Annotated in this window: 12 protein-coding genes; 9 read left to right on the top strand and 3 right to left on the bottom strand. The window is 68.7% G+C overall.

Going from position 1 to position 12,187, the window contains the following annotated elements:
• The 5 genes from AC1DVT_RS12515 to AC1DVT_RS12495 all read left to right on the top strand — a co-directional run.
• A partial coding sequence (locus AC1DVT_RS12515; protein ID WP_477389333.1) for an AAA family ATPase occupies positions 1-2,356 on the top strand: 2,356 nt, incomplete at its 5' end.
• Positions 2,357-2,533: 177 nt separating this feature from the next.
• Complete coding sequence (locus AC1DVT_RS12510) at positions 2,534-3,208, top strand: hypothetical protein (RefSeq protein ID WP_477389331.1); 675 nt, start codon at positions 2,534-2,536, stop codon at positions 3,206-3,208.
• A 60-nt stretch (positions 3,209-3,268) separates the two neighbouring features.
• Positions 3,269-4,561 (top strand): hypothetical protein, encoded by a 1,293-nt coding sequence (locus tag AC1DVT_RS12505; RefSeq protein WP_477389329.1) that lies wholly within the window; start codon positions 3,269-3,271, stop codon positions 4,559-4,561.
• A 25-nt stretch (positions 4,562-4,586) separates the two neighbouring features.
• A complete protein-coding gene (gene ftsY, locus AC1DVT_RS12500) occupies positions 4,587-5,459 on the top strand; it encodes a signal recognition particle-docking protein FtsY (RefSeq protein ID WP_477389327.1) in 873 nt (290 codons plus the stop codon).
• Positions 5,460-5,515: 56 nt separating this feature from the next.
• Entirely contained in the window at positions 5,516-6,016 is a 501-nt protein-coding gene (locus AC1DVT_RS12495) for a DUF2004 domain-containing protein (RefSeq protein WP_477389325.1), read from the top strand.
• 9 nt (positions 6,017-6,025) lie between these two features.
• Here the strand turns inward: AC1DVT_RS12495 and lipA are convergent, their stop codons facing one another.
• Entirely contained in the window at positions 6,026-7,060 is a 1,035-nt protein-coding gene (lipA, locus tag AC1DVT_RS12490) for a lipoyl synthase (RefSeq protein WP_477389323.1), read from the bottom strand.
• The gene (gene lipB, locus AC1DVT_RS12485) at positions 7,057-7,695 is read right to left on the bottom strand and encodes a lipoyl(octanoyl) transferase LipB (RefSeq protein WP_477389321.1); all 639 of its coding nucleotides are present in this window, start codon (positions 7,693-7,695) and stop codon (positions 7,057-7,059) included. The genes lipA and lipB overlap by 4 nt, the downstream gene beginning before the upstream one ends.
• An 85-nt stretch (positions 7,696-7,780) precedes the next feature.
• Between lipB and AC1DVT_RS12480 the strand changes: the two genes are divergently transcribed.
• From AC1DVT_RS12480 to ffh, 4 genes are all read left to right on the top strand, one after another.
• Positions 7,781-8,788, top strand: a complete 1,008-nt coding sequence (locus AC1DVT_RS12480) for a TetR family transcriptional regulator (protein WP_477389319.1) — start codon at positions 7,781-7,783, stop codon at positions 8,786-8,788.
• 30 nt (positions 8,789-8,818) lie between these two features.
• The gene (locus AC1DVT_RS12475; protein WP_477389317.1) at positions 8,819-9,427 is read left to right on the top strand and encodes a hypothetical protein; all 609 of its coding nucleotides are present in this window, start codon (positions 8,819-8,821) and stop codon (positions 9,425-9,427) included.
• Positions 9,424-9,927, top strand: a complete 504-nt coding sequence (locus AC1DVT_RS12470) for an RNA polymerase sigma factor (protein WP_477389315.1) — start codon at positions 9,424-9,426, stop codon at positions 9,925-9,927. Before AC1DVT_RS12475 ends, AC1DVT_RS12470 begins: the two co-directional genes overlap by 4 nt.
• Positions 9,928-9,994: 67 nt before the next feature.
• Positions 9,995-11,557: a signal recognition particle protein gene (gene ffh / locus AC1DVT_RS12465; protein ID WP_477389313.1), complete on the top strand. Its 1,563-nt coding sequence runs from the start codon at positions 9,995-9,997 to the stop codon at positions 11,555-11,557.
• Between the two features lie 101 nt (positions 11,558-11,658).
• Here the strand turns inward: ffh and AC1DVT_RS12460 are convergent.
• Positions 11,659-12,187 (bottom strand): endonuclease domain-containing protein (locus AC1DVT_RS12460; RefSeq protein WP_477389311.1); only part of this gene is annotated, 529 nt, incomplete at its 5' end.

Raw genomic sequence — 12,187 nt, 5'->3', positions numbered from 1 at the left:
CGCGGCATCCGCTCTCGCAGCGGTCCGTGCCGCGGTCGAACGTCAGGCGCGCGCACTCGAGGCGGCGCTCGCGCGCCGCGCGGCCGCCGAGGAGACCCTCGCCGGCCTCGATCCGGAGCTGGTGCCGGAGGGTTCGTCGGCGGAGTTCGCGGCCGCCTACGACCGCGCGCAGCGGGCCGCCACCGACATCGAAGCCGAGGTCGGCACGCTCCGTGAGCGGCTGCACGCCGCCGAGCGCGAGGTCGGCGCTCTCACTGCTCAGGCCGCGGCGCTCGGTCGTGCGCTCGAGGTCCGCAATGCGGCCGCGGCGCTCATCGCCCGTGGCGGGCACGGCATCCGCGGCCTCGTGGGAGACGCGATCAAGGTCTCGCCCGGTTACGAGGCGGCGATCGCGGCAGCCCTCGGTCCGTTGGCGGAGGGTGTGCTGGTCGACACCGCTTCCGACGCGTTCGAGACGGCGTCCGTGGCACGCGACGGCGATCTCGGCACCGTCGACATCGCGATCGCCGCGGCGAGTGCAGCCCGGGCGAAAGTCGCCGCCATCGCCGGCGCCGTACCCGCGATCGATGTGATCAAAGCGCCGGACGGCGTGCGGGAAGCACTCGCCCACGTGCTCGTCGCGGACGACCTCGACGCCGCGCAGCGAGTGTCGGCCGCCCTCGCCGGGAGCGAGGGTGCGGACGCGGTGACGATCGTCACCCGCACCGGCGAAGTCGTCACCGCGCACACGGTGCGGGCCGGATCCGGTCAGGGACGATCCCGGCTCGAACTCGCGGCGGAACGGGATGCTGCAGCCGAACGTCTCGCCGAGATTTCAGTCGTGTCGGATTCGCTCCGCGAGGTGCTCGCCGAGAAGGTTTACGCACTCGAGACCACCCGCCAGAAGGCGAAGCAGGCGCTTGCCAGTCTGCGCGCGCACGATGCGGCCCTGGCCGCGCACGCGGAGCAGGTCAACCGCGCCAGCGTCACCCATGAGGCCGCGGTCGCCGAATGCGAACGACTGGCCACCGGCGTCGCGCAGGCAGAAGCCGCGGTCGACGATGCCGCCGCAGCGGCGAAGGTCGCCGAGGACCGTCTCACCGCCGCACTCGAAGCGCCTCGGCCGATCCTGGATGCATCCGCGCGCGAAGGGATGCTTGCCGCCGTTGACGCGGCACGCGAGGTCGAGATGCGCGCACGGCTCGACGTCGAGACGCTCAAGGAGCGCGTGCGAGCCGGCGAGGCGCGGGTCGTTCAGCTTGAACGGCAACGCGAGCGGGAGCGGGATGCCGCGGCCGAGGCGGCACGCAGAGCCGTCATMCGTCGCACGCAGCGCGAGATCGCCGCGGAGGTCGCTGCCGCCCTGCCGGCGCTGCTGGATTCGGTCGACCGGTCGGTGGTGCAGGCGCGGGTCGAGCTCGCCACCGCGGAGTCGGCCCGAACGGCGCTCACCACCGAGCTCGCGGAGCTTCGGGCACGGGAAGCGGGCATCCGCGACCGCCTCGCGCGCCTCACCGAGAGCGTGCACGGACTCGAGCTCCAGATCCACGAGAAGCGCCTGCACGCGACGAGCGTCCTCGAGCGGGTGGCGTCGGAGCTCGGTCTCGACGAGGATATTCTGATTTCGGAATACGGACCTGAACAGCCGATTCCTAGCGAAGACGAACTCTCGAACGGCCGAGACGCCAGCGCCGAAGTGGCAGGCGTTCCGTTCGATCGCGCGCAGCAGCGCAAGCGCCTGCAGGACGCGGAACGCAAGCTGGGGCAGCTCGGACGGGTCAATCCGCTCGCGCTCGAGGAGTACGCGGCGCTCGAGCAGCGGCACAAGTTCCTGACCGAGCAGCTCGCCGATCTCACTCAGACCCGCAAGGACCTGCTGACGATCATCGACGAGCTCGACATCCGGATGCAGACGATCTTCCTGGCGGCATTCGAAGACACGAGGGTCGCCTTCACGGAGGTGTTCCCGATCCTCTTCCCGGGCGGCACCGGCTCGATCTCGCTCACCAACCCCGACGACCCGCTCACGACCGGCATCGAGGTGTCGGTGCGGCCGGCCGGCAAGAAGATCGAACGGCTCTCGCTGCTCTCCGGCGGGGAGCGGTCGCTCGCCGCGGTCGCCCTGCTCACCGCGATCTTCAAGGCCCGGCCGAGTCCCTTCTACATCCTCGACGAGGTCGAGGCGGCGCTCGACGACGCGAACCTGGGCCGCCTGCTGGGTGTCTTCGAGCAGCTGCGCGAGAGCAGCCAGCTCATCGTGATCACCCACCAGAAGCGCACGATGGAGATCGCGGACGCGCTCTACGGCGTGTCGATGCGGCAGGACGGGGTGTCGGCGGTCGTCGGCCAGCGCGTGGGGGAGCGCGTCGCCAGCTGACCGGCTGTCCCCCGAAGTGCCGACAGGTGTCCGCCGAAGTGCCGACAGCCGTCCTCCGAAATGCCAACAACTGTCCTCCGAAATGCCGACAGCTGTCCTCCGAAATGCCGACAGCGCGGCAGGATTGGCGAAGCCTACTGTTGCGCCATGAACATGTCAACGCAACGGCGCGTGAGCATGATCACCCTCGCCGCAGTGATACTTCTGCTACCCGGGTGCTCGTCACTCACGCCGGCCAATACCGAACCCACATCCACCCCTCTAGCCGATGCGAGCGCCCCGGCCGAAGAGGCCTCGCCGACGCCCACACCCGATTCCCGGGTCGCCGCGCCGCCGACCGACCTGTCATACGATGCCGGCGCGGATCTCGATCCGGCAGTGTGGCGCGTGGCCTGGGGGGATCCGTTCCAGACTGACGCGGGCTTCACCGTCCTATCGCCCGACAACGGAAATGGGAGCTGGTCCTACGTCGACAGTGCGAATCAGTGTCACCTTTTCTTCTACCAAGGTGCGGTGACCGACCTCGACATGAGTCATGACGATCGCACGATCACCGATGACTATCTGAGCATCATGCTGAGCGCGCGGATGGAGGGCGTCACCCGGGAGGACGTGTCGAAGCACGCGGTCGACGACATGGTCTGGCAGGCCGACGAGTCGGGAACGGTCTCGGTGCGTACGATCTGGGGTTCGGCAAGCGATGAGAGCTCCTGGCTCGACTCCGCCCGCATGTTCGGTGCGCAGGGCGGTGGCGTCTATGTCTCCCTGAGCTGCCCGCCCGGCCAGGATGTGACCGAGGAGCACAACAAGATCTGGGACGACTACCTGAGTATCGGCGTGCTGCCGCTCTAGGCTGCGCCGCAGCCGAACCGCGTCGAAGACCCAGCCATGAACATGTCTACGCAAGGGCGCGTGAGCCTGATCACCCTCGCCGCAGTGATACTCCTGCTGCCCGGGTGCTCGTCACTCACGCCGGCCAACACCGACAACACATCCACTCCTCGAGCCGATGCTGCCGACCCCGCTACCGACGCGTCTCCGACGCCGGCCGAGTCCGCTGCCATCGACGCGGTCGACCTGGGGTGCGGCGCGGAGGAGGAGCAGGTTACGGGCGACTGGCTCGTGGGGTGGTACCTCCCATTCACCGAGGATGACGAGCGATTCCACTGGGAAGGGGGCGAAGAGCCTTCTGGCGCTTATCGGTATCGCGACACCGAGAACGATTGCATGATCACCATGGAAGTGGCGAGGCTCGACGACGAGGCGATGTCCGAGGACGACCGTCTGATCTCGGACACCATGCTTGTGGCGAATGTGACCGGGGGGACTGCCGCTGAGGACGTCGAAGCGATGCGAACGGGCGCAACGGAGGACCGCATCTGGCAGGAAGGGAAGGCGGCGACCGTCGACTTCCGCGTCTGGCATGTCAGCTCCCCGGCGAAGGGGAGCGCGTTCGTCGCGGCACGCGGTTTCGGAGCGATGGCGGCCGGCCTGATCATGGCGGTCATCTGCCCGGCAGGCCCTGTCAACGCGGTCTCGGAATACCAGGAGATCGTGGACGAGCACGCTCGCATCAGCGCCCGCTGGCCCAGCGACGATTCGGCTACGCCCCGCGCGGATGCCACCGATCCTGTGGTGGGGGCGAGACCGTCGCCGTCGTCCCGCTGCGCGCCGGACCGGATCGCCCCGTGCGACCTCTCGTTCGAGACCGGCGCCGACCTCGACCCCGCCGCCTGGCGCGTGCAGTGGTTCACTTTCGGCAACGGCTATTCCGAACTCGAGCCCGATGATGGGAATGGGCATCGGGCCAACACCGACAACGCGAGCCAATGCTCGATCGACCTCTACCAGGGCACCGTGTTCGATCTCGACTGGAGTCAGGACGATCGCACGATCTCTGACGAAATGCTCTGGGTCATGGCGAGTGGAATCATGCCGGGCGCGACAAGGGAAGATGTGACCGCCAACGCGTTCGACGATTCGGTTCCACTGTTCATCGACGAAGGCACGGTGCCGTTTCGGACGGTGTGGGGAGGCGCCGAGGACGGGAGCACGTGGCTCGATTCGGCGAGGATGTTCGGCTCGCTGGGAAACGGTCTGAACATCTTCATCAAGTGTCCACCGGGACAGGACGCCTCTCTCGTTTACGAGAGGCTGCGCGACGATCACTCTATGGTCGTCGACGTGAGCCCAGGCTCGAGCTGACCGGCCGCGCCCGTAGGCTGGAGGCATGGCGGAACATCCCTGGTCTCTCGTGCGCGTGCTGCGCGCCATGTTCGCCACGCCGGAGATCAACGAGGAGACCTGGGTCGACCTCGAAGACGCCCTCCTCACCGCCGACTTCGGGCCGGACGTGACCGAGCGGATCGTCGGCGAACTGCGGGAGAAGGTCGACAAGTACCGGACCACCGACCCCAAAGACCTGCACCGCATGCTCAAGGAGACGCTCGAAGAGCACTTCGCGAAGTTCGACACGACGCTCCGACTCACCGAGCGACCCGCTGTCGTGCTCGTCGTCGGCGTGAACGGCGTCGGCAAGACGACGACCATCGGCAAGTTCGCGAAGTTCCTGCAGCGGTACGGGCGAACTGTCGTGGTGGGGGCGGCCGACACGTTCCGCGCCGCTGCCGTCGACCAGCTCGCGACCTGGGCGGAGCGGGGCGGAGCCGCGATCGTGCGACCGCAGATGGAGGGCCAGGACCCGGCATCCGTCGCTTTCCAGACCATCGAATACGCCAAGCGCACCGGCACCGAGATCGTGCTCGTCGACACCGCTGGTCGCCTGCACACCAAGGGCGGGCTGATGGACGAGCTCACCAAGATCCGTCGGGTCATCGAGAAGCAGGCGCCGATCAGCGAAGTGCTCCTCGTGCTGGACGCGACCACCGGGCAGAACGGCGTCATGCAGGCGGAGGCGTTCCTGCAGCATGCCGGCGTCACCGGTCTCGTGATCACGAAGCTCGACGGATCGGCCAAGGGCGGCTTCGTCCTGGCAGTCCAGGAGYGCACCGGCATCCCCGTCAAGCTGCTCGGCCAGGGCGAAGGAATCGGCGATCTCACCGGCTTCACGCCGCATGTTTTCGCCGCTGCGCTGGTCGAGTGACCACCACCTGACCCCTGGGACTATCGCGCCGGGCCCGGTGCTGGTTTCATGGGGATATGGCGATCGAACACGACTTCTTCGGACTCTTGGAGTCTGGACCGGACGGGTCGATCTTCTGGTCGGAGAACGTCGAGTTGGGCGACCAGACAGTCACCGTCGACCTCACCGCGCCCGACCAGGACGACGTCTCAGAGGCGGCGCTGGATGTCGCCGCCGGGCTGATCTCGTCACTTGAGGCGATCGACAGCATCGCCCGCAACGCGATGGTGTCCGAGCTCGATGACCGCACCAGTGAGGTGACCGAGTACACCCTCCAGCAGCAGGAAGCGTTCGGGGATGAACTCGCGGAGCTCCTCGTGGATATCTCCGGTGATCCCCCCATCGACATCATCCGATCGCTGCAGCTGATGAGCATGACGATCCTGGCCGATGAGCACGGCGGGACGGACCCGTTTGCGGTGCTCGAGTACGCGCTCGACCCGGATGCGACCGACGACGTGCTGCTGGTGAACCTCGGCTCCGAGGGCGATGTCCTGTCGGTGACGAGCGCGGACTGACCTGCCCCGCTAGACCGCCTGGGCGAACCCTTGCCCGTGGGCCTCGATGTCGCGCGCGAGATGCGCCAGGTGCGGCGGGATGTCGCGGCCCTTGGAGTGCATGGACTGGGCCCAGAGCCGCCCGGCGCGGTACGACGACCGGACGAGCGGACCCGCGAGCACGCCGAGGAAGCCGATGCGCTCCGCCTCCTCCTTGAACTCGACGAACTCCTGGGGCTTCACCCAGCGCGCGACCGGGAGGTGGCGCGGCGTCGGCCGCAGGTACTGGGTGATCGTGATGATGTCGGTGCCGGCATCGTGGAGATCCTGCAGCGCCTGCACGACCTCCTCGGGCTCTTCGCCCATCCCGAGGATGAGGTTCGACTTCGTGATCAGCCCGGCCTCGCGTGCCAGGGTCAGCACCCCGAGCGAGCGGTCGTAGCGGAACGCCGGCCGGATCCGCTTGAAGATCCGGGGGACCGTCTCGACGTTGTGCGCGAAGACCTCGGGACGCGCGTCGAAGACCTCGCCGAGCAGCGCCGGGTTGCCCGAGAAGTCGGTGGCGAGGATCTCGACCCCGGTGCCGGGGTTCGTCGCGTGGATCTGCCGCACGGTCTCGGCGTGCAGCCACGCGCCTTCGTCGGGGAGGTCATCCCGTGCGACGCCCGTGATGGTCGCGTAGCGCAGCTGCATGCGCACCACGCTCTCGGCGACGCGACGAGGCTCGTCGGTGTCGTAGTCGGCGGGCTTGCCGGTGTCGATCTGGCAGAAGTCGCAGCGCCGGGTGCACTGCGAGCCCCCGATGAGGAACGTGGCCTCGCGGTCCTCCCAGCACTCGTAGATGTTGGGGCAGCCGGCCTCCTGGCAGACCGTGTGCAGATCCTCGTTCTTCACGAGGGCGTGCAGGGCCTGGTACTCCGGCCCCATCTTCGCCTTGGTCTTGATCCAGTCCGGCTTGCGCTCGATCGGCGTCTGGGCGTTGCGGACCTCGAGGCGGAGGAGCTTGCGGCCGCCCGGGGCGGCGGCGGGTCCGGATGCCGCGGCCGGCGTGCCACAGGCGCTCACGCCGCGACTCCCGCGTATTCGGCGAGGAACGCATCCTCGACGGTGGCCAGCACCTCTGCCGGTGTGACGACGGCGCCGATGATCTCGCTGATCGTCGTGACCCCGGCATCCGCGATCCCGCACGGGACGATGCTGCGGAAGGCCGTGAGCGAGTTGTCGCAGTTCAGTGCGAAGCCGTGCATGGTCACCCCTCGTTGGACGCGCACGCCGATGGCGGCGACCTTGTCTTCGGACAGCGGACGGCGCACCCACACCCCGCTGCGTCCCTCCACCCGGTGGCCGACGATGTCGTACTCGGCGAGCACCTCGATCAGGAGCGCCTCGAGACGGCGCACGTGGGCGACGACATCCATCGGTTCGGGCAGGCGCACGATCGGGTACCCGACGAGCTGGCCGGGGCCGTGCCAGGTGATCTTGCCGCCGCGGTCGACGTCGACGACGGGAGTGCCGTCGGTGGGGCGCTCGTGTCGCGCCGTGCGCGCACCGGCCGTATAGACGGGCTCGTGCTCGAGCAGGATGAGCGTGTCGGGGCGGATGCCGGCGACGACGTCGGCGTGGATGCTCCGCTGGAGGTCCCAGCCGTCCTGATAAGGGACGTAGTGGGGAGCGAGCCCCGGAGTGAGGATGTCGAGCACGCGGGTTCCTTCGCTTCTGGCGATGCGGCGGGTGGCGCCGATTTGTGGATCGTGTCCAACAATAGCGGCAAGCTACGATGCCCGGATGGACCGTCGAGCCGGAAGACCGAAGTCGTCCTCGCGCGAGACGCTCGCCGAAGCCGCCTGCGAGCTGTTCCTCGAGCAGGGGTTCGAAGCGACCTCGATCGCCGAGATCGCCTCACGTGCCGGCGTCAGCCGCTCCAGCTTCTTCAACTACTTCTCGTCGAAGAGCGACATCCTCTGGGGCGCCTTCGATGAGCGACTGGATGCCGCGGCGCAGCGTCTCGATTCCGACGACGCTGCCTCCGTCCCCGACATTCTGCGCGACATGGCCGCCGGCTTCGCTCCCGACAGCCTGGCGCTCGCCGTCGCGAACGCCGAGGCGATGGGTCTCGCGGAGGAGCTGGACCGCGAGCGCGCCGTGCGGCTTGGCCGACTCGCGCGTTGCGCCGCCGAGCGGTTCCGTCGAGACGGACTGCCGCGGCTCGCCGCGGAGGTCGTCGGTGCTGCGGCGGCAGGCGCGGTGCTCGCGGCCGTGTGGGAATGGGCCGATGCCGGCCCAGGGCACACCGATCTGACCCCGCTGCTCGACACGGCGCTCGAGCTGCTCCCGGCTCTCGGCGCCAACGCCGGCGAGGGCCCGCAGGTCCGTCAGCTGCGCGTCGTCGTCACCGCGGAGGAGTTCGACGAGGCCCTCGTCTTCTACCGGGACGTCGTCGGGATGCCGCAGACCGGGGCGTACGAGGCCGAGGGTGGCGCGCGCGTGGCGATCCTCGACGCCGGCCGCGCGACGCTGGAACTGGCCAACCCCGCGCAGGTGCGGTTCATCGATCGCGTCGAGACCGACGGCGAGACGCCGAGCGACCGCATCCGCATCGCACTGGAGGTCGATGACACCGAGGCGGTCGTCGCCCGCCTCGAGGCAGGCGGCGCTGTGGTCGAGGCATCCGCTCGCGAGACGCCGTGGCGCTCGGTCAACGCTCGCCTGCGCGGCGCTGCCGGGTTGCAGCTCACCGTATTTCAGGAACTCGGGCCGGAGCAGCGGACGTTTCGGGAGATGCCGGACACGTAACAAGTGACGACACCCCACGATGGAGGCATCATGACCCCTGACTCGCTCGACCAGCTGCTCGACCGCTCGGTCCCGGCCACGAAGGCCGCGCCGGAATCCGACCTGCGCGCCATGGCCGTCGCTGCGGAGGCTGCGCGCCGGGTGAAGCGGCTCCCCAAGATCGCCATCGGCGCCGGTCTGGCTGTCCTGCTCGCAGGCGGCGCGGGCGCGGCTTACGCGGCCGACCTGTTCGATTGGCTCCCGTGGGCGCAGAGCCCCGACTACACATATCAGGCGGCGCTCGCCGCAGGCGATGAGTGCGAGGTGCGCGTCACGGTGGTCGACCCCACCGACGCGAACGGCCTGTTCACCGGCGACCTGGCAGATCGGCTGAACTCGCATGCCTCGCTCGATGCGGCGACGGTGGCAGCGGTGCAGGAGGTGCTCGAGGACTATCGCGGCGCCGACCTGCTCCTGACGTCGAGTCCGGACGGCCTGCTGCACCTCGTCGGGAGCGGCACCGAGGTGGTCGACGAGGAGCGTGGAGTCATCATCGACACCGCCCTCAAGAGCGCGCTCATCGCCGAGGGCGCAGACCAGGCGTCCGGCACGTGGACCGCCTACGCTCTGCAGCTCGAATGCGCGGCGGCAGAGCAGTGAGGAACCGATCGATCGACAGGCGCCTGACCGAGGTGCTCGTCGATGCGTCACCCGCCCTCCTCGCCTACCTCCAGCGGCGAGTGGGAGCCGACGACGCACCAGATCTTCTGGGGGAAACGATGGTGGTCGCGTGGCGGCGAGTCGCCGACCTGCCCGACGATCCGGAGCGCGCGCGGATGTGGCTGTTCGGAATCGCCCGGGGCACGCTGCTGAACCATGCGCGAGGCGAACGGCGTCGATGGGCGCTCGCCGATCGCATCCGGGGACGTGTGGCGACGGATGCCGCGGCACCGCCCTCCGACGAGGGTGCAGATGTCCGCGACGCGATCTCCCGCCTCGACCCCGACCTGGCCGAGCTCGTCCGGCTGGTGCACTGGGAGCGATTGACGCTGGTGCAGGCGGCAGAGCTGCTCGGCATCCCCGACTCCACCGCCCGTGGCCGCTACGCCCGCGCCAAGGAGGAGCTGCGCGTCGCGCTGGGGATCGGCGTCGAGGTCTGAGGCGTCACATCTGACGACTGCCGTCCACGACGGGCCGCGGCATCCGCTCGCGTAGAATTGGACCATCATGGCTACCTTCGGCAATCTCTCCGATCGGCTCTACGAGACCTTCCGCAACCTCCGCACCAAGGGCAAGCTCACGCCCGCGGACGTCGACGGGACGGTGCGCGAGATCCGTCGCGCCCTGCTCGACGCCGACGTCGCGCTGCCGGTGGTCAAAGACTTCACCGCGAAGGTGCGCGAACGCGCCCTCGGTGACGAGGTCAGCCGCGCACTCAACCCGGCCCAGCAGGTCGTGCAGATCGTCAACGAGGAGCTCGTCGCCATCCTCGGCGGGGAGCAGCGTCGGCTGCAGTTCGCCAAGAACCCGCCGACCGTGATCATGCTCGCGGGTCTGCAGGGCTCCGGAAAGACGACCTTCGCGGGCAAGCTCGCGAAGCTGCTCGAGAAGGAGGGGCACACGCCGCTCCTGGTCGCCGCCGACCTGCAGCGACCCAACGCCGTGAACCAGCTCCAGGTGGTCGCGGGCCAGGCCGGTGCCGCGATCTACGCGCCCCAGCCCGGCAACGGCGTCGGCGACCCGGTGCAGGTCGCCCGCGAGGGTGTCGAGGTCGCCCGGCGACAGCAGCACGACATCGTCATCATCGACACCGCCGGCCGCCTCGGCGTCGACGCGGACATGATGAAGCAGGCGTCCGACATCCGCAAGGCGACGAACCCGGACGAGGTCCTGTTCGTCATCGACGCGATGATCGGTCAGGATGCCGTGAACACGGCGAAGGCGTTCCAGGAGGGCGTCGACTTCACCGGTGTCGTGCTCTCCAAGCTCGACGGCGATGCGCGCGGTGGCGCGGCCCTGTCCGTGGCATCCATCACCGGACGCCCGATCATCTACGCCTCCACGGGTGAGGGACTCGACGACCTCGAGGCCTTCCACCCGGACCGCATGGCGTCGCGCATCCTCAACCTCGGCGACATCCTGACGCTCATCGAGCAGACGCAGGCCGCGTTCGACGAAGCCGAAGCCATGAAGATGGCCGAGAAGCTCGCGACCGACAGCTTCACGCTCGAGGACTTCCTCGAGCAGATGCAGCAGCTCAAGAAGATGGGCTCCATGAAGAAGATGCTCGGGCTGCTGCCCGGCATGGGAAACATGAAGCAGCAGCTCGAGGATTTCGACGAGAAGGAGCTCGACCACACGGAGGCGATCATCCGGTCGATGACGCCGGGGGAGCGACGCAACCCGAAGGTGCTCAACGGCTCGCGCCGACTTCGGATCGCGCGTGGATCCGGCATGACCGTGACCGAGGTCAACGCGCTGGTCAACCGCTTCGAGCAGGCCGCCAAGATGATGAAGACGGTCGCCCGCGGCGGCGTGCCGAACATCCCCGGGATGGGTCCCGTGCCCGGTGCCCGCACCGGCGCCAGCAGCAAGCGAGGCAAGCAGGTCAAGGCCGTCGGCTCCCGTTCGGGCAATCCGGCGAAGCGCGCGGCGGAGAACGCCGGGATCGCCGAGCAGGCCGCCATCGCGGCGCCGACCGGCTCGGGCTTCGGGCTCGGCGGCGCGGCGAAGGCCGGCCCGACACCCGAGGATCTTGCCGAACTGCAGAAGCTGCTCGGCAAGGGCTGAGCCCCGGCGCTCGGCGTCGGCTGTGTTGACGAGATCAGGATCGTCGACGCCCTCAGGACGGATGCGCCTGAATCGACCTGATTTCGTCGATGGTCCTGAACTCATCGACGAGCCCGGTGCAGCCCTTGGGCGACTGCCGTGAGAACGGCGCTCTCGACGAATGGCCAGTCGAACAGGACCTGCTGGTAGTCGAACCGCAGCACCGTGTATCCGCGCAGGGCCAGCCGGGCGTCGGCTTGCAGATCCCGGCGCCGATCCTTGGCCCGATGATGCTCGAATCCATCCAGCTGGACGATGAGTCGCTCGCCGATCAGGGCGTCGACGGGGTGACCGTCGATCCGGACCTGCTGCCGGATTTGGAGGGGAAGACCCCGCAGACGGGCGATGAACACCGTCTCCAAGCCTGAGTCCGAGAGCAGCGACGCCACCGCCGCGAGCTCCCGCGCCCGCGAGCTGCCCCAATCGACCTGGGCGAGAACCGCCGGATCAGCTTTGCCCTTTCGGATCGCGGACTCCCAGACGGCGAGGGCGTCGAGCCGGGGCAGGCAGCGAGCGACATGGAAGAGAACATTCACGATCGGGTCATCGATCGCGGTGCGCCCGGCGATCACCGGGCCTCTTGCCCAATGG

The organism is Microbacterium sp. P2_F9, assembly GCF_056403635.1.
The sequence above is the reverse complement of the archived record's forward strand: the minus strand, read 5'-3'. Positions and strand labels throughout refer to the sequence as shown.